Source organism: Streptomyces olivochromogenes, from assembly GCF_001514115.1.
Lineage (GTDB): Bacteria > Actinomycetota > Actinomycetes > Streptomycetales > Streptomycetaceae > Streptomyces > Streptomyces olivochromogenes.
In genome coordinates this window covers 1-22,314 of the sequence record NZ_KQ948489.1, presented here as the reverse complement: position 1 = coordinate 22,314, position 22,314 = coordinate 1, and the positions used below count along the sequence as shown (strand labels likewise).

23 protein-coding genes are annotated in these 22,314 nt (G+C 70.9%); 4 read left to right on the top strand and 19 right to left on the bottom strand.

Features of this window, described 5'->3' with window-relative positions; all coding sequences use genetic code 11:
• Positions 1-82: 82 nt before the first annotated feature.
• Complete coding sequence (locus AQJ27_RS48395) at positions 83-478, bottom strand: pyridoxamine 5'-phosphate oxidase family protein (protein ID WP_054237224.1); 396 nt, start codon at positions 476-478, stop codon at positions 83-85.
• Positions 479-525: 47 nt separating this feature from the next.
• Positions 526-2,019: an MFS transporter gene (locus AQJ27_RS48390; protein WP_067384759.1), complete on the bottom strand. Its 1,494-nt coding sequence runs from the start codon at positions 2,017-2,019 to the stop codon at positions 526-528.
• Positions 2,020-2,216: 197 nt separating this feature from the next.
• On the opposite strand from AQJ27_RS48390, the gene AQJ27_RS48385 reads away from it, so the two are divergent.
• Entirely contained in the window at positions 2,217-2,630 is a 414-nt protein-coding gene (locus AQJ27_RS48385) for a winged helix-turn-helix transcriptional regulator (RefSeq protein ID WP_067384845.1), read from the top strand.
• Positions 2,631-2,644: 14 nt separating this feature from the next.
• Here AQJ27_RS48385 and AQJ27_RS48380 read toward each other — a convergent pair whose 3' ends face one another.
• The 3 genes from AQJ27_RS48380 to AQJ27_RS48370 all read right to left on the bottom strand — a co-directional run bounded on the left by AQJ27_RS48380 (position 2,645) and on the right by AQJ27_RS48370 (position 5,070).
• Positions 2,645-3,169: a flavin reductase family protein gene (locus tag AQJ27_RS48380; protein WP_235613982.1), complete on the bottom strand. Its 525-nt coding sequence runs from the start codon at positions 3,167-3,169 to the stop codon at positions 2,645-2,647.
• A 147-nt stretch (positions 3,170-3,316) separates the two neighbouring features.
• Positions 3,317-4,627 carry a cation:proton antiporter gene (locus tag AQJ27_RS48375; protein ID WP_067384758.1) on the bottom strand — a complete coding sequence of 437 codons (1,311 nt, stop codon included), beginning with the start codon at positions 4,625-4,627 and terminating at the stop codon, positions 3,317-3,319.
• Positions 4,624-5,070, bottom strand: a complete 447-nt coding sequence (locus tag AQJ27_RS48370; RefSeq protein WP_067384755.1) for a nuclear transport factor 2 family protein — start codon at positions 5,068-5,070, stop codon at positions 4,624-4,626. The genes AQJ27_RS48375 and AQJ27_RS48370 overlap by 4 nt, the downstream gene beginning before the upstream one ends.
• A gap of 248 nt (positions 5,071-5,318) precedes the next feature.
• Here AQJ27_RS48370 and AQJ27_RS48365 point away from each other — a divergent pair, with 248 nt between their 5' ends.
• The 3 genes from AQJ27_RS48365 (at position 5,319) to AQJ27_RS48355 (ending at position 8,090) form a co-directional block, all read left to right on the top strand.
• Entirely contained in the window at positions 5,319-6,014 is a 696-nt protein-coding gene (locus AQJ27_RS48365; protein ID WP_067384753.1) for an antibiotic biosynthesis monooxygenase family protein, read from the top strand.
• A gap of 319 nt (positions 6,015-6,333) precedes the next feature.
• Positions 6,334-7,287, top strand: coding sequence for an aromatase/cyclase (locus tag AQJ27_RS48360; RefSeq protein ID WP_067384751.1), 954 nt, complete (start codon positions 6,334-6,336; stop codon positions 7,285-7,287).
• Positions 7,284-8,090, top strand: a complete 807-nt coding sequence (locus tag AQJ27_RS48355) for a 4'-phosphopantetheinyl transferase family protein (RefSeq protein ID WP_079065878.1) — start codon at positions 7,284-7,286, stop codon at positions 8,088-8,090. Before AQJ27_RS48360 ends, AQJ27_RS48355 begins: the two co-directional genes overlap by 4 nt.
• Positions 8,091-8,245: 155 nt before the next feature.
• Here the strand turns inward: AQJ27_RS48355 and AQJ27_RS54115 are convergent, their stop codons facing one another.
• The 14 genes from AQJ27_RS54115 to AQJ27_RS48285 form a co-directional block, all read right to left on the bottom strand.
• The gene (locus AQJ27_RS54115; RefSeq protein WP_079065877.1) at positions 8,246-8,554 is read right to left on the bottom strand and encodes an acyl-CoA carboxylase subunit epsilon; all 309 of its coding nucleotides are present in this window, start codon (positions 8,552-8,554) and stop codon (positions 8,246-8,248) included.
• A gap of 14 nt (positions 8,555-8,568) precedes the next feature.
• Positions 8,569-10,137, bottom strand: a complete 1,569-nt coding sequence (locus tag AQJ27_RS48345) for an acyl-CoA carboxylase subunit beta (protein WP_067384835.1) — start codon at positions 10,135-10,137, stop codon at positions 8,569-8,571.
• 45 nt (positions 10,138-10,182) lie between these two features.
• On the bottom strand, positions 10,183-10,497 hold the full coding sequence (locus tag AQJ27_RS48340; RefSeq protein ID WP_067384746.1) for an acyl carrier protein: 315 nt from the start codon (positions 10,495-10,497) through the stop codon (positions 10,183-10,185).
• A complete protein-coding gene (locus tag AQJ27_RS48335) occupies positions 10,481-11,845 on the bottom strand; it encodes an MFS transporter (protein WP_079065876.1) in 1,365 nt (454 codons plus the stop codon). Before AQJ27_RS48335 ends, AQJ27_RS48340 begins: the two co-directional genes overlap by 17 nt.
• A 4-nt stretch (positions 11,846-11,849) precedes the next feature.
• Positions 11,850-12,773: an alpha/beta hydrolase gene (locus AQJ27_RS48330; RefSeq protein WP_201264512.1), complete on the bottom strand. Its 924-nt coding sequence runs from the start codon at positions 12,771-12,773 to the stop codon at positions 11,850-11,852.
• Between the two features lie 123 nt (positions 12,774-12,896).
• On the bottom strand, positions 12,897-14,360 hold the full coding sequence (locus tag AQJ27_RS55305; protein WP_067384826.1) for an FAD-dependent monooxygenase: 1,464 nt from the start codon (positions 14,358-14,360) through the stop codon (positions 12,897-12,899).
• A 193-nt stretch (positions 14,361-14,553) separates the two neighbouring features.
• The gene (locus AQJ27_RS55300) at positions 14,554-16,074 is read right to left on the bottom strand and encodes an FAD-dependent monooxygenase (RefSeq protein WP_067384744.1); all 1,521 of its coding nucleotides are present in this window, start codon (positions 16,072-16,074) and stop codon (positions 14,554-14,556) included.
• A gap of 2 nt (positions 16,075-16,076) precedes the next feature.
• Entirely contained in the window at positions 16,077-17,012 is a 936-nt protein-coding gene (locus AQJ27_RS48315) for an aromatase/cyclase (RefSeq protein ID WP_067384743.1), read from the bottom strand.
• A gap of 50 nt (positions 17,013-17,062) precedes the next feature.
• Positions 17,063-17,848, bottom strand: a complete 786-nt coding sequence (fabG, locus tag AQJ27_RS48310) for a 3-oxoacyl-ACP reductase FabG (protein WP_067384741.1) — start codon at positions 17,846-17,848, stop codon at positions 17,063-17,065.
• A gap of 188 nt (positions 17,849-18,036) precedes the next feature.
• Complete coding sequence (locus tag AQJ27_RS48305) at positions 18,037-18,312, bottom strand: acyl carrier protein (protein WP_054237212.1); 276 nt, start codon at positions 18,310-18,312, stop codon at positions 18,037-18,039.
• An 81-nt stretch (positions 18,313-18,393) separates the two neighbouring features.
• A complete protein-coding gene (locus AQJ27_RS48300; RefSeq protein ID WP_067384739.1) occupies positions 18,394-19,608 on the bottom strand; it encodes a ketosynthase chain-length factor in 1,215 nt (404 codons plus the stop codon).
• On the bottom strand, positions 19,605-20,876 hold the full coding sequence (locus tag AQJ27_RS48295; RefSeq protein ID WP_067384735.1) for a beta-ketoacyl-[acyl-carrier-protein] synthase family protein: 1,272 nt from the start codon (positions 20,874-20,876) through the stop codon (positions 19,605-19,607). Before AQJ27_RS48295 ends, AQJ27_RS48300 begins: the two co-directional genes overlap by 4 nt.
• Entirely contained in the window at positions 20,873-21,202 is a 330-nt protein-coding gene (locus AQJ27_RS48290) for a TcmI family type II polyketide cyclase (protein WP_054237209.1), read from the bottom strand. The genes AQJ27_RS48295 and AQJ27_RS48290 overlap by 4 nt, the downstream gene beginning before the upstream one ends.
• Positions 21,203-21,376: 174 nt before the next feature.
• The coding region (locus AQJ27_RS48285; protein WP_079065874.1) for a biotin/lipoyl-containing protein at positions 21,377-22,314 on the bottom strand (938 nt) is incomplete at its 5' end.

Genomic DNA, 22,314 nt, shown 5'->3' with positions numbered 1-22,314 from the left:
GCGGAGCATGCGAGAGGGTGCCGGAAGAGTCTTCCGGCACCCTCTCGCCCCGTATGTGCTCCGGGAGTTCGGTACGGGCCGTTCAGTACAGGCCCATCACGCGGTCGACCGCGATCTCGATGACCGCGAGGCCCGGGGGCTGCGGCGGCTGGGACCAGTACCGCTTGGCGTAGCGGCGCATCCCCTCCACCACCCGGGGCGGGTCGGTGGAGACGGTGGCCGGGCCCTCCAGGGTGATCCAGCGGGGGCCGACCAGCTGGCACACGGCGGCCCGGCCACCGGCCCTGGCTAACAGGTTGCGGGACTTGCGGCGGTGCACCGTGGTCATCACCCGGGCCAGGCCCGCCTCACCGTCCCAGGTGAACCGTACGGGCGCGACGTGCGGCGTGCCGTCCGGGCGAAGGGTGGTGAGGGTGCACAGGGCGTTCTCGGCGAGGAACTCCTCCGCCGCGGCGGACAGGGGCAGGGGTTTGGACATGGCCGGGTCCGTTCTTCCGTCGTCCGACTTCGGTCTCTGGTCTGCCGTCAGGCGTGCGCGGGGACGGCCGCGGACTGCTCGGAGGACTTGGTGAAGGGCAGCAGCACCAGGGTCACCACGAAGGCGGCCGCGGCGAAGCAGGCGCCCACGAGGAACGCGTCGTGGAAGACGGTCGTACGGGCCTCCTGGACCAGGGCGGGAACACCGTGGGCCTTGGCCGTCAGCTCGTCGACCCGGCGGAAGGCGTAGGTCGCCGCGACCGCGAGGCCGAGCGCGCCGCCGACTTCCTGGGCGGTGTTGATGAGACCGGCGGCCAGACCCGACTCGCGCTCCTCGATCCCCGCGAACGCGGAGACCTGCAGCGGGACGAAGGACATTCCGAGGCCGAGGCCCATCAGGACGAAGGCGGGCAGCACGTCCGTCAGGTAGGAGGCGTCGGACGGGGCACGCCACAGCAGCATCATGCCGGTCGCGGCGAGCGCGAGGCCGACCAGCAGGACGGGCTTGGCGGCGACCTTGGTGACGATCTGGGAGGCGACGCCGGCGCCGACGGCGGTGAGCACCGCGAGCGGCACGTACGCGAAGCCGGTCTTGACGGCGGAGTAGTCCAGGACCTGCTGCATGAAGAGGCTGGCGAAGAAGAACAGGGTGACGCAGGTGCCGAGCAGCAGGATGGCGATGCCGTTGGCGGCGCGCAGCGAGGGGCGGCGGAAGATGCCGAGCGGCATCAGCGGCTCCTTGGCGCGGCGCTCGATGACGATGAAGGAGGCGAGCAGGATCGCGGAGAGGATGAACCCGCCGACGACCCGGCCGGTCGGGACATTGGAGTCGGAGACGGTCTGGCCGAGGGTGAAGATCAGCAGGACCAGGCCGGCGGTGAGGGTGACCGCACCGGCGACGTCGAAGGACTTGGTGCGCTGGGCGGAGCGGCTCTCGCCGACGACCATCGGGGCGACCAGGGCGCCGATGACGCCGATCGGGACGTTGATGAAGAAGATCCAGCGCCAGCCGGGCCCATCGGTGAGCAGACCGCCGAGGGTGACACCGGCGACGGCGGCGAGACCGCTGAGCGCGCCCCAGGCACCGAGCGCCTTGTTGCGGGCCGCGCCCTCTTCGAAGTTGTTGGTCAGCAGGCTCAGCGCGGCGGTGGCGATGAACGCGGCCCCCAGGCCTTGGGCACCGCGGGCGCCGATCAGCATGGCGGCGTTCTGCGAGACACCGGCGAGCAGCGAGGAACCGGCGAACAGGAGCAGACCGGTCTGCAGCATCCGGCGGCGGCCGAGGGTGTCGGCGAGCCGGCCGGTCAGCAGCAGGAAGCCGCCGAGGAGCATGCCGTAGGTGGTGACCACGTACTGGAGAGCGGTGGTGGAGATGTTGAGCTCGTCCTCGATGGTCGGCAGGGCGACGTTCACGATCGACACGTCGAGGAAGGTCATGAAGCCGGCCAGGCAGAGGAAGGCCAGGATGAGGCCGGGGCGGCGGACCGGCCCGGAGTCGCCCGCCGCCTTGGCGGGGCTGTGGGTGGACTCTTGGATGGACATGTCACTCCCTAGGAGCATGAGGATTCTCGGACGGGGACGTACAGGGAGGTACTGGCTTTGCTGGCTTCTTGGAAGCTAGCATCCTGGGTATAGTAGGTACCTAGAGGAAAGTGACTTCCCGAAAGGCGATGGTCGGAATGAAGAGCACAGCCCCTCAGGGCCCCACGGCCGCGAGCGGCGCCGCCGACGCGACCGGCATGCCGGTCGTGACCAGCCCCGAAGCCGCGCACGCGGCCGCCGCCGGCACCCCGCAGAGGTGCCCGATCGCCCCGGTCCTCGACATCGTGTTCAGCCGCTGGACCACGCCGATCCTGTGGACGCTGAACGCCTTCGGCACCCAGCGCTTCGTGGAACTGCACCGCAACATCGGCACCATCACGCCGAAGGTGCTGACGCAGCGGCTGCGTCAGCTGGAGCGGGACGGGCTGGTGATCCGCACGTACTACCCGGAGGTGCCGCCCCGGGTGGAGTACGAGATCAGCGATCTGGGACGGACCCTGGCCCCCCTGTTCGCCTCGCTCTTCGACTGGTCGACCGGCCACCTGCCGCTGGTGGAGCAGGCGCGGCAGGCGTTCGACGAGGCGGAGGAGCAGGCCGCGGCCCGCCACTGAACCTGGTAAGTCCCTCAGCTCCATGCCGGTGTCCGCATGGAGCCCTGGAAGAAGATCAGCGGGTCCTCCTGTTCGGCTTCGGAGGGCGCGCGCAGACCGACGACCTCGCCCAGCAGGATGGTGTGGTCGCCGCCGTCGTACTCGGTGACCAGCCGGCACTCCAGATGCGCGAGCGCCTCGCTGAGCACCGGCAGGTCGAGGACGGACCTGTGGTGCGGCACCTCCTCGATCCGGGCGGTCCGCCGACCGGCGAACGCCCAGGCCACGGGCTCCTGTCGCTGCGTCAGGAAGTTCACGACGAAGCCGCCGGACTCCTGGACCACGGGCAGCAGCCGGGAGTCGTCGTGCAGGCAGATGAGCACCAGCGCCGGGTCCAGGGAGACCGAGGTGAAGGAGTTCACCGTGGCGCCCGTGGCGTTGTCGCCGCTGCCCGAGGTGATGACCGTGACACCGGTGGCGAAGTGTCCGCACACGGTGCGCAGCGCGCGGCCGTCGACCGGACCGAGCTGCTCGGGGATGGCTTGCGAAACGGGGATCACGACAGCCCTCTCGTTCTCGGATACGGGGTTACGGAGTTACGCGGTTACGGGGGTTACCGGGTTCGGGGGTTACCGGGTTCGGGGGTTACCGGGTTCGGGGGTTACCGGGTTCGGGGGTTACGGAGTCCGGGGTTTCGGAGTGGGGGGTCAGGCCGCGCGTGAAGCCGGGGCCTCGGACGGCTCGGACGGCTCGGGCACGACAGCCGGCACCGGACGACGCCTGGACAGCAGCGGACCCGCCATCGCCGTCGTGACCAGCGCCATGATCACGAGCATCGTGAACATGCGGGTGTCGAGCACGCCCAGGCTGACGGCCGCGTTGAGGATGATGAGTTCGGTCAGACCCCGGGTGTTCATCAACAGCCCCAGGTCCTTCGACTCACGCCAGGAGAACCCGGCCAGCCGCGCCGGAAGGATGGCACCGACCAGCTTGCCGGTGCAGGCCACGACGATGATCGCGACGAGCGCGACGAAGTCGCCGGCGGTGAGCGCACCGAGGTCCACGCCGAGCCCGGTGACGATGAAGAAGACCGGAAGCAGCACGACGCTGACGTGGTCCATGGGCTTGCGCAGATGTTCCGCGAGGACCATGGCGGGCTCACGGGGCATCACGAACCCGAACAGGAAGGCTCCGAAGATGGCGTGGATGCCGATCCAGGTGGTCAGCCAGGCCGAGGTCAGGGCGCCCGCGCACAGCACCGCGAGCAGCGCCGACCAGCGCTCGGTGGCCGCCCAGCGCCACACCAGCCGGGCCACCAGCGGGCGCACGACCAGTAGCATCCCGGCCACGTAGAGCACGCTGTAGAGGCCGATGCGGGCGAGGTCGGAATAGTTCCCGTTCGCCGTGACCAGGGCCGAGACATAGGCCAGCAGGCACCAGGCGAGCAGGTCGTCGATGGCGGCGCTGGCCAGCGAGAGCGAACCGGCCCGGGTGTCCAGGAGCTTGTTCTCGGTGAGGATCCGCGCGAGCACGGGGAAGGCCGTCACCGACATCGCGGTGCCGATGAAGGTGGCGAACGCGACGAAGGAGATGTGGTGTCCGGCCACCGTGGAGTGCTCGTCGTACAGGAACGGGGCCAGCGCCACACCCAGGCCGAAGGCCATCGCGATCGACGAGAGCGAGACGCCCGCGGCGAGCCGGGCGTGCGGCCTGATCAGGCGCTTCTCGAACTCCCAGCCGACCACGAACATGAACAGGATCAGACCGACCTGGGAGACCGCGGACAGCAACGGCCGCACGTCGGCGGGGAAGAGGCGCTCGGTGAGGTTCCCCGGCAGCAGGCCGAGGACGCTCGGGCCGAGCAGGATGCCCGCGGTGATCTCGCCGACCACCATCGGCTGACGCAGCTTCTGCGCGAACCGGCCGAGTGCGGCGCCGGCCACGAGCACCACACCGATGTCGGCAAGCATGATCGCGAGTTTCATGTCCTGGGGACTGGCCGCCGCCAGCGTCGTCATTGGGGCTCCCGGGGTCGGGGCGGAGTGCCGCGGGTCCACAGCACGCGGAAGGTCAGGGAGGAGAGCCGCCAGCCCTCCGCGGCGCGGCGGGCTTCGCCGGTCGCGAGGGTGCCGACCTGGAACAGGGGTTCGTCCGCCGCGTCGGGGTGGTGCACATGCGTCGAGACGAGGTTGGCGCGCAGCACGGCCCGCTCACCGGCGTCGTCGAGGTCGACGGCCGCGGGCGAGCCGAGGTGCTGGGTGGCGGCGAAGGCCGCCAGCGCGTCACGGTGGTAGCCGGCGAGTCCGTCGAGGCCCTCGTGCCGGCTCATCGGGAACTCGACCAGGGCGTCCTTCGTGAAGAGCCCCCGCGCCCACGCGTCGTCGAGTTCGTCGTCGTCGAGACCGATGAGGTACCGGTCAAGGAGAGTGGATATCTCTAATGCTTCCGGGCCTGACTGCATTACCCGAGCATGGCGCCCACGCCAATCGGCAACCAAGGCCGCTTTTCACAGCCCTGAAGAAGTTGAGAAAGATCTGACACCGCCCTCGAACAATTGACAAAAGCGCCGCCAATCCTGAAGTGCCGACCCTTTCACATGGGCAGATCTTCTTGCCATGCTGCATTCGTAGCTGCATTCGTGGCTCCACCCGCACCTTCATTCGCACCTCCATTCGCACTCCCATTTCCTCGAACGGAAGAGACGAGAGAATGCCGAAGATCGCAGCCGATGGTCAGCACCTGACCGTTCTCAACCTGTTCTCGACCGACGCCGCCGAGAAGCAGGTCAAGCTGCTCGCCGCGATGCGCCAGATCGTCGACACGGCGGCCTACGAGGGCTGGATATCCAGCACGGTCCACGCCGGGCAGGACAAGCCGGGAACGGCCAACTTCATCCAGTGGCGCAGCACCGAGGACCTGGAGAGCCGTTACGCCGGTGAGGAGTTCAAGCACCGCACGCTCCCGCTCTTCGGTGAGATCACCACCTCGATCCGTCTGCTCCAGAACGAGATCGCCTTCACGCAGCAGAAGCCGGAGCTGGGCGGCGTCACCGAGATCTCCCCGTCCCGCGACGACTACACGGCCATCGAGCTGTTCGGCGTACTGCCGGAGAACCAGGAGGACCTGATCGACGCCCTGGGCGAGTCCCAGACGTGGCTGGTCGACGTCCCCGGCTACCGCACCCACACGGTGCTGCGCGGCCTGCGTGCCCGCGGCATCGAGGGCAAGTTCGTCGTCGTCTACTCCCAGTGGGACAGCAAGGAGGCGTACGACGCCTTCCGCTCCGTGCCGCAGGGTGAGCGCTCCCCGGAGCGCCAGAAGGTCGACGCCCGCGTCGCCGCGCTCCAGACCTGGCAGGACGAGAACACCTACCAGGTCGTCCACACCCGCGCCGCGGGCGAGTGAGCCACCCGGTGGCGGGCCGACCGGTCGGGCGGCGGCCGGCCCGTCACCGGGTCTGCACGTTGTTTCACGTGAAACACCCGCACGGCGGCTCTGAAGACATGGCAGCCCCGCCCGCACGGCAGACCCACCCGCAGCGGAAGCACGCACCACACCAACACGTATGACAGATCGCGCACGGACGCGGACGCACGGGCGCGTTCCCATCCCCACTGGCTGGCCGCTGCCGGGAATCCCCCACCCGGCAGCGGCTTTTCTGTCCGTCACGTTCCCGTTCCCGTCCCGCCCCCGCGCGCCACACCAGGACGAGGAGACAGCACGCATGGAACACCCGGGCATGCGCCAAGTCGCGCACGAGATCAACATCGCGGTCCCGGCGGACACCGTCCACCGGCTGATCGCCGAGGTGGGGAACTGGCCACGGATCTTCCCCTCGGTCATCCACGTCGAGCACGAGGAGGCTCCCGAGGGCGAGGAGCGGCTGACGATCTGGGAGACCGCACCGACCGCGGCGGGCGAACCGCGCTGCCGCCCGCTGCGCCGGATCGTCGAACCCGCCAAGCTGCGGATCAACTTCCAGCACCTGGTCACCGCGTCCCCCGTCGCCGGCCTCGGCGGCGCCTGGCTCGTCGAACCGCTCGGCCAGAACGAGTCCCGAGTACGGCTGCTGCACGAGTTCCGGGCCGCCGACGACGCCCCCGGGGCCCTGGACCGGATCGGCGCCGAGATCGACCGCAGTGCCGTCGCGGAACTCGCGGCGCTGAAGAAGAACGCGGAACGCGAATACGCCGACGCCGAGTTGACGTTCTCGTTCGAGGACACCGTCTACGTCGACGGGTCGGCGAAGGACGTGTACGCCTTCATCAACGAGGCGAACCTGTGGTCGGAGCGGCTGCCGCACGTGGCGACGGTCCGTCTGGAAGAGGACACCGTGGGGCTCCAGACCCTGGAGATGGACACCCGGGCCAAGGACGGTTCCGTCCACACCACCAAGTCCTACCGCGTGACCTTCCCGCACCAGCGCATCGCGTACAAGCAGGTCACCCTGCCCGCGCTGATGACCCTGCACACCGGCCACTGGACCTTCCAGGACACCGACCAGGGCGTCGCGGCCACCTCCCAGCACACCGTCAGTCTCAACACGGACAACATCGCCCGCATCCTCGGTGACACCGCCACCGTCGCCGACGCCCGCGAGTACGTCCACACCGCCCTGTCCACCAACAGCCTGGCCACCCTGAACCATGCCAAGGCTCACGCGGAGGGCCGCCGTTGACCCCGACGGTGCGCCGGCTCGCCGTAGCGCGAGGGGAGTTGGACGTGTGGCTGCTGCCACCGCCCGACTCGCCGCGTGACGTCCCGTACGACGAGCTCGACGCGTACGAGAGAGGTCGGGCCGACTCCTACCGTCGCCCCGACGACCGCCAGATGTACGCCGCGGCGCACGTGGGACTGCGCCGGGTCCTCGCCGGTTACACCGGCATCGAACCGAGCCGGCTCAACCTCGCCGGCGAGCGGTACAACGGCAACGGTGAACGCCACGGCCGGCCCGTGGTGCTCGGCGTGCCCGGCGGCGCCCCCCAGTTCTCGCTCTCGCACAGCCACGGCCTGGCGATCGTGGTGGTGGCGGAGTCGCGGGTGGGCGCCGACGTCCAGCGGCTGCCGTCGCCCCAGACCGCCGAGGCGTGTCTGCCTGCGCTGCATCCGGCCGAGCGTGAGGAGCTCGGGAAGATTCCCGAGCACGAACGGACCATGGCCTTCGGCCGCCTGTGGACACGGAAGGAGGCGTATCTGAAGGGGCTGGGCACCGGGCTGACCCGGGGGGCCGACCTCGACTACCTCGGTGAGGCGGGGCTGGCCGAGCGGCCGACGGGTTGGGTGGTGGGCAACCTGCCCCTGTGTTCCACCCACATCGCGGCGGTGGCACTGGCCGGGGCGGGGGATCGGCCCGTCGCCCTTCGCGCCGTGCCCACCGCCTATCTGTACGCCCCGGACGCGGTGGAGCGTCTTGTGGAGATGGAACCGGGGTTGCGGTCGATGCTCCGGGATCCCGCTCAGCACGGGGATCTGGAGCGCTGAGGAGATGGGGGGACTGCGGGCCGGCCTCAGGGTGCGGGTTGTCCTGGGCCGGTCGCGCAGTTCCCCGCGCCCCTGAGGGGGCACCACGAAGGGGCCGGAGAGTTCCTGTGAACTCTCCGGCCCCTTCGTCCTGTTTCTCCCCCGGAGGGCCCGGCTCAGGCCGCCGCTCGCCAGGTGCGGGGGCCGTCGAAGCCCGTGACGCGTTCGGGGCGGCGCCACAGGGCGATGACCTGGTGCTTGCGGGCCGTGTCGTCGGGTGCGACGCCGGGGCCCGCGGTGACGGCCATCAGTACCGCGGTCAGCGCGGCCAGCTCCTCCGGGGAGGGGCAGCCGCGCTCGATCCGGAAGAGCGGACCGGCCGCGGGTTCGCAGACCGGACCAGCCGCGGGTTCGGGGGCGGGATCGGGATCAGGACCGGGGGCGGGATCGGGAACGGGGACAAGGGCGGGGCGCTGGATGCTCATGGTTTCCTCCCTGCTCACTGGGGCGGGTTGCCGTGCTTGCGGCGCGGCAGCTCGGCGTGCTTGGCCGCGAGCATGGCGAGCGAACGGGCCAGGACCGCCCGGGTCTCGCGCGGGTCGATGACGTCGTCGACCAGCCCGCGTTCGGCGGCGTAGTAAGGGTGGACCAGCTCCTCCTTGTACTGGTCGATTTTCTCTTGACGCATCGCGTCGGGGTCGTCCGCGGCCGCGATCTCCCGCCGGAAGACCACGTTGGCGGCCCCCTCGGCACCCATGACCGCGATCTCGTTGGTCGGCCAGGCCAGCGCGATGTCGGCGCCGATGGAGCGGGAGTCCATCACGATGTACGCGCCGCCGTACGCCTTGCGCAGCACCACCGAGACCCGCGGCACGGTCGCGTTGCAGTACGCGTAGAGCAGCTTGGCGCCCCGCCGGATGATGCCCTCGTGCTCCTGGTCCACGCCCGGCAGGAAGCCGGGCACGTCGACCAGCGTGACCAGCGGGATGTTGAAGGAGTCGCAGAACTGCACGAACCGCGCGGCCTTCTCGCTCGCCTTGATGTCCAGGACACCCGCCATGGCGGCCGGCTGGTTGGCGACGATGCCGACGGTGTGACCGTCGATCCGGGCCAGCGCGCAGACGATGTTCGGCGCCCAGCCCGCGTGCACCTCCACGTAGTCGCCGTCGTCGACGAGTTCCTCGACGACCCCGCGCATGTCGTACGAGCGGTTGCCGTCGTGCGGCACCAGGTCGAGCAGCACGTCCCCGGACCGGTCGCCCGGGTCGCCGCTGACGTGCCGGGGCGGCAGCTCGCGGTTGTTGGACGGCAGCAGCGACAGCAGATAGCGCACCTCGGCGAGGCAGCTCTCCTCGTCGTCGTGGACGAAGTGCGCCACTCCGGAGACGGCGCCGTGCACATCGGCGCCGCCGAGCCCGTTCTGGCTGATCTCCTCGCCGGTGACCGCGCGGACCACGTCGGGCCCGGTGATGAACATCTGCGAGATGTCCCGGACGGCGAAGATGAAGTCGGTCAGGGCGGGCGAGTACGCCGCGCCGCCCGCGCACGGGCCGAGCATCACGCTGATCTGCGGGATGACACCGGAGGCCCGGGTGTTGCGCTGGAAGATGCCGCCGTACCCGGCGAGCGCGGAGACACCCTCCTGAATGCGGGCGCCCGCACCGTCGTTGAGCGACACCAGCGGCGCCCCGGCGGCGATGGCCATGTCCATGATTTTGTGGATCTTGCAGGCGTGGGCCTCGCCCAGGGCACCGCCGAAGACACGGAAGTCATGGGCGTAGACGAAGACCGTACGGCCCTCGACCGTGCCCCAGCCGGTGATCACACCGTCGCCGTAGGGCTTCTTCGCTTCCAGGCCGAAGCCGGTCGCCCGGTGCCTGCGCAGCGGTTCGACCTCCTGGAAGCTGCCCTTGTCCAGCAGTAGTTCGATGCGCTCGTGAGCGGTCAGCTTGCCCTTGGCGTGCTGTCGTTCGGTCGCCTTCGGGTCCTGCCCGGCGCGGGCGATGTCCTTGCGTTCGGCCAGCTCCATCAGCCGGCCGCCCAGTTCGATGGGTATCGCGGGCTCCATGTACGGATCTCCCATTCAAGTGGATCAAGAGGAAAGACGGTTCGGTCAGCGGGCGAGCAACGCGGTCAGCTCGCCGACGGTGCTCTCCCGCAGCACCTCGGCGGGCACCTCGGCGTCGAGGGCGCGCCGGATCCGGCGCCCCAGGTGCAGGGCGTCGAGGGTGTCCAGGCCCTGGCCGCGCAACGGCAGACCGGGCGAGAGCCGGTGCCCCGGCGGGACGGCGAGCAGGTCATGCAGTTCGAGGCGCAGGCAGTGGCCGATGGTGCGGGCACGTGCGTCGGGGGGCATGGCGCGCAGCTGGACCGGGTCCGGGAGCCGGTCGAGCCAACTGCACGGGGTGTCGTCACTCAGGGAACTCATGGGGCTGCCTTTCAGGAAGAGGGCCGGGCCCGAGAAGTGCCGGTTCCGGCCGGTGACTGGGGAGGAATCGACGTGTCCGCCCCGCGAGCAGCACCGCGAGCGCCGCCGCCGACGAGGCGAGCCCTCCGACGTACAGGCCGGAGCGCGCACCGTGACGGACGGTGAGCCAGCCCACGAGGAGGGCGCCGAGTGGGGTGAGTCCTTGCAGGATGAGCGTGTAGAGCGCCATCACCCGGCCGCGGTAGGCGGCGTCGCAGCCCAACTGGATGCGGTGGTTGGCGGCCTGGGCGAAGTAGAGGGTGGCGAAGCCGGTCAGAAACAGCAGCACGGCCGCCCACGCGTAGGTGGGCGACCAGCCTGCCGCCGTCTCGAGGAGCCCGAAGGCGAGTGCGGAGGCGGTGACGGTCAGGGCGGCCGGGCGGGCGTTGCGCACGGTGGTGGCGAGCGCGGCGAGCAGCGAACCGGCGGCGAACGCCGTGGTCAGCAGCCCGAACGCGGTCGCGCCCGAGTGGAAGACGGTCTTGGCGAGCAGCGGCAGGGTGAGCTGGAAGTTGAAGCCGAACAGGCCGAGCACGGCGACCAGCCCCAGCGGCACGAACAGGTCGGGGTGCCCGCGCACGTGCCGCAGCCCGTCGACCACCTTGACCGCGCGCTCCGGCGGGGCCGTGCGCAGGAGTTCCCCCGGCCGCATCAGGCGCAGCCCGGTCACGGTGGCGAGATAGCTGGCCGCGTTGATCAGCATGGCCGTCCCCACGCCGACCGCACTGATCAGCAGTCCGGCGAGGGCGGGACCCACCACGCGGGCGGTGTTGAAGTAGGCGGCGCTGAGCGCCGAGGCGTTGGGCAGCAGCTCGGGGCCGACCATCTCGCTGACGAACGCCATCCGGGTGGGCACCTCGACCGCGTTGACGGTGCCGAGGCCCAGCGCGAACAGATACAGCTGCCACAGCTGGGCGGAGCCCGCCAGGACGAGTACGGCGAGTGCCAGCGCGAGGGCGCCGGAGACGAGGTTGGCGACGGTGAGCAGCAGCCGCTTGTCGTGGCGGTCGGCGAGCCTGCCGCCGTACAGCGTGAACAGCAGCAGTGGGGTGAACTGGAGCGCGGTCACGGTGCCCAGGGCCGTGCCGGAGTCCCCCGTCAGGGAGAGCACCAGCCAGTCCTGAGCGGTGACCATCATCCAGGTGCCCGCGACCGAGACGACCTGGCCGGCCGCGAAGAGCCGGAAGTTGCGCACGGTCAGGGACCGGAAGGGCGTACGACGGCTGCCGACGCCCGCGGCCCACCTGCCCCTCCTTCCCCGCCTCGTCCTCTTCGTCGTGTCCCTGGCGTCGGGCCGTGTGGTCGTCATGGCATCAGGGCGTCACGGACGCGCCCGCGGACCGGCGCGCGAGGCATTCCTCGAAGAACGCGAACGCGCGCAGGTGGTAGGTGCGGGCGGCCCAGCCGAGGCTGATGTTGTGCCCGGCACCGGGCTGACGGTCTACGGCGGCGGACGGCGCCGAGGCGAAGTGCGCGGCGAGGTCGGCGACGGTGTCCTCGTCGTGGTGCCACCACAGTTCCTGCTCGGCGAACGTCAGCCGCACCGGGACCTGCACGGCCGCCGCCGCGACCGGGAACCGCCGCGGCCACTGGAGTGCCTCGGCCTGCTCACGCGGGGGCATGGGGGCGACCAGGCCCTCGGCCTCGCGGAAGGTGTTCGGCGGGTAGAAGCGCAGGGCGCCCCAGTTCCGCTTCCAGTGCCGGTGCTGGTGCGGGTCGGGGCCGTTTTCCGGGTCGATCGCGTAGTCCCGGCCGAGCCCGGAGATGTCGAGCCCGAGCAGCGGCGGTACGGCCGGATCCGGATCGCCGGCCTGGCAGGCGGCGTACGTCAGGGCGAGCTTGCCGCCGAAGGAGTGCGCGAGCAGGAACACCCCGGCGCCCGTCTCGGCGCGGCCGGCCAGGTGCCGCAGCGCCGCGTGCAGCGCCGCGGACTGCTCGGCCAGGGTCTGACCGCTCGGGGCGTCCGCGGCGGACAGCCCGTAGCCGGGCCGGTCGACGGCGACCATGGTGTAGCCGAGCCGGGCGCCGAGGGCGAGCAGGGAGACATCGGGGTGGGCCTGCCCGTCGAAGTACCCGGCGCTCATTCCTCCCCCGTGCACCGCGACGACCGTGGCCCGCGGTGGCCCGGACGGCTGGGCGATCAGCGCGGAGAGCGTGACGTCACCGGCCGCCAGGGCGACGGGGCGCACACCCGGGGACATCGAGGGCATGGCCGAACCGGGTACGGACGAGGGCATGGTCTCGACCGTGGGAACGCTCACTGGGGTACTTCCTCTCGTGGTCGTGCTTTCGTGTTCGTGCTTTCGTGTGGGTGCTCTCGTCCTGGTGCTCGCGTGCGGATCGGTCGCCGGTGGTGGTTCTCAGCGGGCTTCGGGTGCGCCGAACCAGCGGTGCAGCGTCGCGCACAGCTCAGCCGAACCGGTGTCCGCCCAGGCCACATAGCCGTCGGGGCGGACCAGCACCGCGGCGGCGCCGCCGAACGCGGCCGGGTCCTGCGGGGTGCCGGTGACGACGGTGACGCGGTCCTTCCAGCGGGCAGCCGCCTCACGCAGTACGGAGTCGTCGGCGAGGTCGAGCAGCACGCCCTGGGCGGCGTGGAGGAGTTCGGGCGTACGCACCTCGCCGGCGGCAGTGTTCAGCGCCCGCGGTGGCAGCCGGCGCCCGACCAGCGAGTCCCCGGCGCCCCCGAGGTCGTAGCGGACGTCGAGGTGGCTGACCACCCCGGCGAGGTGCCGCTTGACCGAATCGAGGCCGATGAGCTCGGCGAACAGATCGCGCAGCGGCTGGGACTCGGGGCCGCCGAGGAAGACCGTGCCCTGCGCCTTGGTGTTCATCAGCAGCCGCGCGCCGACCGCGTGACGCTCGTCGTGGTAGGTGTCGAGCAGTCCCTCGGGTGCCCGGCCCTGGACGGTCGCCGCGAGCTTCCAGCCGAGGTTGACCGCGTCCTGGACACCGGTGCTCAGTCCCTGGCCGCCGGCCGGCAGGTGGATGTGCGCGGCGTCGCCGACGAGCAGCACCCGCCCGCGCCGGTACTCGGTGACCTGGCGGGTGGCATCCGTGAAGGAGCTGACCCAGTCCGCGCCGCCGCCGGAGATGTCCTCACCCGTCAACCGTTCCCAGGCCGCCGCCACTTCGGCGAACTCCGGGGTCTCACTGCGGTCGGCCGGCGGAGTGCCGTGCTCGCACACGATGATCCGGTCCACGCCCTCCTTCAGCGGCGCGGCCATCACCATGCCGCCGGGCAGCCGCTCGCCCAGGAAGCGCGGCGGGATCTCGCAGCCGACGACATCCGCGAGGTACATGCCACGGGTGGCGGGCGTACCGGGGAAGTCGAAGCCCGCGGCCTTGCGCACCGGGCTGTGCCCGCCGTCGGCGCCCACCAGGTACGCGGCGCGCAGCGTGCGCTCGCCGTCGGGCGTGGCCACGGTGACGGTGACCCCGGTCCCGTCCTGCTCCAGCGCCAGGAACTCCCAGCCCCGCCGGATGTCGGCGCCGAGCTCGCCCGCCCACTCCTCCAGAACCGCCTCCGTCTGGGACTGGGGGACGCCGCGGGCCCCGAAGTGGGCGTCCTCCAGCACGGTGTAGTCGAACTGCACCCCGCCGAAGTGGCCCATCGGGCTCTTCTCCAGCCCGCCGAAGCGCGGGACGAGACCGCGCTGGTCGAAGGACTCCATGGCGCGGGCGGTGAACCCGAGCCCGCGCGACTGTCCGGTGGGCCGCGCCAGCCGCTCGGCGACGATGACGCTCACCCCGCCCAGCCGCAGTTCCCCGGCCAGCATCAGCCCGGCCGGGCCGGCGCCGACGACGATGACGTCCGCGTCCATCTGCGCGTCCATGGGTGTCCTCTCCTCGCGCGCCCCTGGCGCGCGTCGCATCGGTGGGTGACGTGCGGTGCCTCAGCTGTCCGTGGCTTGTCCGTGCGTGTCCGTGTGCTTGTCCGTGCGTGCGCGTGAGCTTGTCCGTGTGCTTGTCCGTGCGCGTGCGTGAACTTGTCCCTGACGGACCGGGCGGTCGTACTCAGTCGTCGGCGGCCAGGGTGCCGAACCAGCGGGTCAGCGCCCGCGCCAGACCGGCCGGACCGGAACCGGCCCAGGCCACGTAGCCGTCGGGGCGGACCAGCAGGGCCTGCCCGGTCGGCAGCGGGCCGCCGGCCGCGGGGCGGTCGGCGACGAAGGCGACCCGGTCCGACCAGGGGGCCGCCGTCGCGCGCAGCGCCGGGGCGCCGTCCCCGTCCAGGGACAGCAGCAACCCGCGACCGGTGCGCAACAGCTCGGTCGTACGGCGCCGCGCGCCACGCTCCGCGGGCTCCAGCCACGCGTCCGGCAACCGCCGCCCGAGCAGCGGGTGTGCGCCGGAGTCGATCTCGGGGCCCTCGACGTCGTACCGGATGCCGAGGCCGCTGATCATCCCGGCGAGGTGCTGCCGTACGCCGTCCAGGGCGACGAGTTCGGTGAGCAGGGCGCGGGCGGGTTCGACCTCCGGGCCGCCGAGCAGCAGCTCGACCTGGGCCCGGATGTTGGCGAGGACCTGGCGGCCCACGGTGTGGCGCTCGGAGTGGTAGGAGTCGAGGAGGTCCTCGCCCGCACTGCCGCGGACGACGGCGGCGAGCTTCCAGCCGAGGTTGAAGGCGTCCTGGACGCCCAGGTTGAGGGCCTGTCCGCCGCTCGGCATCTGCCGGTGCGCCGCGTCCCCGGCGAACAGGACACGACCGTGCCGGTAGTGGGCGAGCTGCCGGTTGGCGTCGCCGAACGCGTTGACCCACAGAGGGGTGCCCTGGCTGATGTCCTCGCCGGTGACGCGCTTCCAGACGTCGGTGACCTCCGCGAAGTCCGGTTCGGCGCCGCCGCGTTCGGCCGCGGGGCGCCCGAACTCGTGGACCATCACCCGGGTCACCCCCTCGCGGGTGGCGGCGATGGCGAGCCCGTGCTCCAGGCGCTGGAAGCGCCGGTCGGCGACCTCGACGCCGGAGACGTCGGCGCGCAGCAGTTCGCGCGCGGCGTCCTTGCCCGGGAAGGGGGCCCGGACCAGGCGCCGTACGGTGCTGTCCTCGCCGTCGCAGCCGACCAGGTAGCGGGCCCGGATGCGGACGGGACCGTAGGGTCCGATGGCCTCGGCCTCCACCCCGTCCTCCGCCGTGAGGGACAGCAGTTGGTGCCGGCGCCGGAGATCGGCGCCCAGCACGGCGGCCCGCCGCTGCAACAGCTCCTCGGTGCGGGTCTGCGCGACCTTCCACTGCCCGGGGTGCGGGCTGGGCAGCGTCAGGTCCAGCGGTACGCCGCCGAAGTGACCGCGCGGCTCGCACGGCGGCGTACCGAGCTCGTCCAGCAGCCCGCGGGAGTCGAGGATCTCCATCGTGCGGGCGTGCAGGGTGGAGGCCCGGGATTCGGTGGTCGGGCCGGGGCGCTGGTCGACGACGACCACCTCGGCGCCGCCCAGCCTCAGCTCGGTGGCGAGCATCAGCCCGGCGGGGCCCGCTCCGACCACGAGGACGTCGGTGTCCAGGATGGTCGTGTCGGTGTCCTGATGGTCCGTCGTCATCGTCAACGCCTGTTCTCTGCGAAGGCCTTGGCGTGGGTGAGGGTGGCCCGGCTGTTGGTGGACAGGGCGGTGTGGACGTACTCGCGGGCGTCGGCGACGGTGGCCCCGCAGCCGAGGATGCTCTCGATGTTGTCCGTGTTGAGGGTGACTGTGTGCTGGGAGGTCGCCGCGACGCCCTGGTCGGTGTCCTGGAAGGTCCAGTGGCCGGTGTGCAGGGTCATCAGCGCGGGGAGCGTGACCTGCTTGTACGCGATGCGCTGGTGCGGGAAGGTCACGCGGTAGGACTTGGTGGTGTGGACGGAACCGTCCTTGGCCCGGGTGTCCATCTCCAGGGTCTGGAGTCCCACGGTGTCCTCTTCCAGACGGACCGTCGCCACGTGCGGCAGCCGCTCCGACCACAGGTTCGCCTCGTTGATGAAGGCGTACACGTCCTTGGCGGACCCGTCGACGTAGACGGTGTCCTCGAAGGAGAACGTCACCTCCTCCGCCGCGTGCGCGAACTCGACGTTCTTCTTCAGCGCGGCCAGCTCGGAGCGGCTGTTCTTGTCGACGGCCTCGTCGATCCACAGGAGGTCGTGCGGGTCGTCGTCGACGGCGCGGTAGTCGTGCAGCAGCCGTACCCGGGACTCGTTCTCGCCGAGCGGCTCGATGATCCAGGTGCCGCCCATCGCGGCGACCGGCGGGGCGGTCACCTCCTGGCGGAAGGTGATGCGCAGGGCCTCGGGGTCCAGTTCGCGGCGCGAGGTCCAGTTCTTGGCCTCGCCGTTGGCGGTGGCCCAGATCCGTATCCGCTCCTGGGAGCCGTCGTGCTCCACGCGGTCCACGTGGATGGTGGGCGGGAAGATCCGGGGCCAGTGGGTGACCTCCGCCAGCAGCCGGTACACGGCCGGTGCGGGCGCGGCGATCGTGATCTCGTGCTCTACCTCACGGGTCGTCATGACGCTTTCTTCTCCATGGCTGGGTACGGGCTGCCGGTCGGTGGGGGTGCTCAGAAGTTGCCGAGTCCGCCGCAGACGTTGATGGCCTGCGCGGTGACCGAGGCGGCCGTGTCGGAGGCGAGGTAGGCGACCATGCCGGCGACCTCCTCGGGGGTGGAGTAGCGGCCGAGCGGGATCTTGGCCTGGAACTTCTCGAGGATGGCGTCCTCGGAGGTGTCGTAGGCGGCCGCGTATCCGGCGCGCACGCGCTGGGCCATCGGCGTCTCGACATAGCCCGGGCAGACGGCGTTCACGGTGATGCCGGTGGGGGCCAGCTCATTGCCGAGGGCCTTGGTGAAACCGACCACGCCGTGCTTCGAGGCGGAGTAGGGGGCTCCCAGGACCACGCCCTGCTTGCCGGCCGTGGAGGCGATGTTGATGATGCGGCCACGGCTCTTGTGGCGCATGCCGCCGGTGTTGAGCACCTCCCGCGTCAGCCGGAACACGCTGTTGAGGTTGGTGTCGATGACATCGGTCCACAGCTCGTCCTCGATGTCGGCGGTGACGCCGCCACCGGACCGGCCGGCGTTGTTGACCAGGACGTCGACGGTGCCGAAGCGGTCGACCGCGGCCTGCACGAAGGCGCCGACCGAGGCGGGGTCGCGGACGTCGAGGACCGTGCCGTCGGCATCGATGCCCTCCTCCTGGAGGATCTTGACGGTCTCGGCGACGTTGTCCGCGCTGCGGGCGCCGATGAACACGCGGTGGCCGCCCGCGGCGAGCGCCCGCGCGGACGCGAGGCCGATGCCGCTGGTGGCCCCCGATATGAGAGCGACCCGCTTTTCCAGCGTTGACATGTGCTTCCTCTCCCTCTTGTTCTGCGGGATGGCGCTTGCTTGTTCTGCGGGATGGCGCTTGCTTCTGCGGGGCTGCGGCGGAGCCGGACCGGACGAGGTCACGAGGTCACGAGGTCACGAGGTCACGAGGTCACGAGGTCACGAGGTCAGGTGAAAGGTTTCGCCCGGTCCGGGAACGCCGTCGGGCGTCAGGCGGCGGCGGGCTCGTCGGCGCCGAACTGCTGGTTCACGGCCTCGATGAGGGCGCGCGGGGTGTCGGCGTCGGTCAGCAGGTCCTCGTCGAGGACGATCCCGTACTCGCGCTCGATACGGCTGCCGGTCTCCAGGAGCGCCAGCGACTCGTAGCCGAGGACTTCGAACGGCTCGTCGAGGATGTCGCCGTCGAGGTCGACGCCCTCGTCGACACCGGCGCCCTCCTGGAGGATGCGGCGCAGGTCGTCCAGGGTGAATTCCGAAGTGGACACGTGGGTTCCTTCCCAGGTCGAAATGGATCGTTCAGTCGGGGGTCTTGGGGGCGTTGGGGGCGTTGGGGCAGGGGGTGCCGGTCAGTCGACGGCGCGGACCACGACGGCCGAGTTGAAGCCGCCGTACCCGCGGGCCAGGACCAGGGCGGTGCGCACCTGGGCGGTGCGCGACTGGTTGAGGACCAGGTCGAGGCCGTACTCCTCGTCGGGGTTGATGTGGACCGTCGGAGGGATGAGGCCCTCCTCGATGGCCAGCAGCGCGGTGGCGACGTCGAGCGGGGCCGCGCCGGAGTACAACCGGCCCGTCATCGTCTTGGGCGCGGTGACCGGGACACCCCGGACCCCGAAGACCGCCGAGATCGCGTCGGCCTCGACCCGGTCCAGCTCCGGCACGCCCGCCGCGTCCGCGAAGACCACGTCGACGTCCTCGGGGGCGGTGCCCGCGTCGGCGAGGGCGAGTTCGATCGCCTTGCGCAGGGCGGGCTCGCGGTCGCTGCCGGGCCGCGGGTCGAACGTCGAGCCGTAGCCCGCGATCTCGCCGTAGATCTTGGCGCCGCGCTCGCACGCCGACTCGGCCGACTCCATGATCAGAATGGCGCCGCCCTCGCCCGGTACGTAACCGGCCGCGTCGGCGTCGAAGGGCAGATAGGCACGGGTCGGCTCGTCGCTGGTGCTCAGCCGGTCGCCGGCCATCTGCGCCACCCAGCCCCAGGGGCAGATCGACGCGTCGACGCCCCCGGAGACGATCATCGGGGTGCCCTTGCGGATGAGCCGCCGGCCGTGCGCCACCGCGTCGAGACCGCCGGCCTCGTCACTGACGATGACGCCACTGGGGCCCTTGAGCCCGTTGCGGATGGATATCTGGCCGCTGTTGACGGCGTAGAACCAGGCGAAGGACTGGTACGCGGACACGTACTGGCTGCCCTGGCTCCACAGCTTCTCCAGCTCGCCCTGTCCGAACTCGAAGCCGCCCGAGGAACTGGCCGTGACGACGCCCATGTCGTACTCGGGCAGTTCCTCGGGGTCGATGCCCGCGTCCGCGAGCGCCCACTCGGCGGCGACCAGCGCCATCCGGGTCATGTGGTCGGTCTGCGGCAGCAACCGGCTCGGCAGCACGTCCGCGGCGACGAAACCGGGCACCTCGCCCGCCAGGGTCGACGGGTAGGAGGACGGGTCGAAGCGGGTGACCCGCCCGATGCCGTTCTTGCCGGTCCGGGTGGCGGCCCAGTAGTCCTGTGTGCCCAGTCCGTTGGGGGCGGCGATGCCCAGACCGGTCACTACCACCGTGGTGGTCATGCCACGCTCCTCTCGGGACGCGCCAGCACCATGGCGCTCTGGAATCCCCCGAAGCCGCTGCCGACCGTGAGCACCGCGTCGGTGAGCTGCTCACGGGCGACCAGCGGCACGTAGTCGAGGTCGCACTTGGGGTCGGGGGTGGTGAGGTTGGCCGTGGGCGGCACCACGTGGTTCTCCATCGCCAGCGCGGACGCGGCGATCTCGATGGAGCCGATCGCGCCGAGCGAGTGCCCGACCATCGACTTGATCGAGCTGACCGGGGTCCGGTAGGCGTGGTCGCCCAGGCTCCGCTTGAACGCCTCGGTCTCGTGGCGGTCGTTCTGCTTGGTGCCCGAGCCGTGCGCGTTGATGTAGTCGATCTCGGTCGCGTTCATCCTGGCCTCGTCGAGTGCGACCGTGATGGCCTCGGCCATCTCCGCGCCGTCCGGCCGCAGACCCGTCATGTGGTACGCGTTCGAGCGCGTCGCATAGCCCGCGATCTCGGCGTAGATGTGCGCGCCGCGCCGCTTGGCGCTCTCCAGCTCCTCCAGGACGAACACGGCGGCACCCTCCCCGAGGACGAACCCGTTGCGGGTCCCGTCGAAGGGGCGCGAGGCGCGCTCGGGCACGTCGTCCCGGGGTGTCGTCGCCTTGATCGCGTCGAAGCACGCCATCGTGATCGGCGAGATCGGGGCGTCGGACGAACCCGTGATCATGACGTCCGCCGAGCCCTCGCGGAGCAGCTCCACGGCGTGCCCGACCGAGTCGATGCCGGACGTACAACCCGTGGAGACCACCGTGTTGGGGCCCTGCGCGCCCACGGCCCACGCGACCTCGGCCGCGAAGGAGCTGGGGACCAGGTAGTTGTACAGGTGCGGGACCGTGTAGGCGTGGTCGACCAGGTGGAGCCGGCCGCCGTCGCTGACGACGTTGTACTCCTCGTCCAGACCCATGGTCGCGCCGACCGCGCTGCCGATGGTGACGCCGACGCGGTACGGGTCGTAGGCCTCGATGTCGATACCGCTGTCGGCGACCGCGCCACGGGCCGCGACCACCGCGAACTGCGCGGCGCGGTCCATCCTGCGTATCTCCTGCGGGCGCAGTCCGTGCTCCGCGGGATCGAAGTCGATCTCGGCGGCGACCCGGGAACGGAACGGGCTGGGGTCGAAGAACGTGATGCGGCGGGTGGCCGTACGGCCCTCGCTCAGCAGGTTCCAGAAGTTCTTCGCCCCGACACCACCGGGGGCGAGCACCTCTATGCCGGTGATGACAACTCGTCGGCCGGTCACGCGGACGCCTCCCAGTTGTAGAAGCGTGTGGCCATCGCGTCGGCCGGGGAGCGCCAGGTGGCCGGGTCGTACGCCTCGATGAACGGCTTCAGGTCCTCGCTGATCTGTATGAAGCGGGGGTCGTGCCGGGCGTGCTGGATCAGCTCGCCGCCGTTGTCCGCGTCGAAGTCCTGGAGGTGGAAGTACAGACCCCGGTACTGGAAGAGCTGGCGCCGGCGCGTGCCCATGCGGTGCGGCATTTCCGTGTCGTCGAAATCACCGAAGATCTTCGCGACGTCGACGCTCGACCCGGGGTCCATCCGAGCCACAATCAGCGTGCTGTACATACGTTTCCCTCTCCTCGGGGCCCACCACACAACAGTTGACGAAAGCTCATATTCAGTATCTTGGGCGGTACGAGCGGTTTCAATATTCCCCGTGTCAGGGAATTGTCAGACCGGTTCAGAATTGCGCTGGAGAATGCCGGAGAATGCCGGAGAGTACTGGGACTGCCGGGGAATTCAGCTGGTGATTTCGCACATGGCGGCGCCCGAGGCGACGGACGCGCCCACTTCGGCGGTGAGGCTCTTGACGATCCCCGAGCGGTGGGCGTTGAGGGGCTGTTCCATCTTCATGGCCTCCAGGACGACGACGAGGTCGCCCTCCTTGACCTCCTGGCCCTCCTCGACCGCGACCTTGACGATCGTGCCCTGCATCGGCGAGGCGAGCGTGTCCCCGGAGGCCACCGGGCCCGACCTTCTGGCCGCGCGGCGCTTCGGCTTGGCGCCGGCGGCGAGGCCGGTGCGGGCCAGGGACATGCCCAGCGAGGACGGCAGCGAGACCTCCAGCCGCTTGCCGCCGACCTCGACGACAACGGACTCGCGGCCCGGCTCGTCCTCCGCCGCCGCCTCGGCGGGGTTGGTGAAGGCCGGGATGTCATTGGCGAACTCGGTCTCGATCCAGCGGGTGTGGACCGTGAACGGGTCGGCGGAGCCGGTCAGTTCGGGGGCGAAGGCCGGGTCCTTGACGACCGCGCGGTGGAAGGGCAGCGCGGTGGCCATCCCGCCGATCTCGAACTCCTCCAGGGCGCGGGCGGCGCGCTGGAGCGCCTGCTCGCGGGTGGCGCCGGTGACGATCAGCTTGGCGAGCAGGGAGTCCCAGGCCGGCCCGATCACGCTGCCGCACTGCACACCCGCGTCCAGGCGGACGCCCGGACCGGAGGGCGGGGCGAACAGCGTCACCGTGCCGGGGGCGGGCAGGAAGTTGCGTCCCGGGTCTTCGCCGTTGATGCGGAACTCGAAGGAGTGGCCGCGCAGGGCGGGGTCGCCGTAGCCGAGTTCCTCGCCGTCGGCGATGCGGAACATCTCGCGGACGAGGTCGATGCCGGCGACCTCCTCGGTGACCGGGTGTTCGACCTGGAGGCGGGTGTTGACCTCCAGGAAGGAGATCGTGCCGTCCA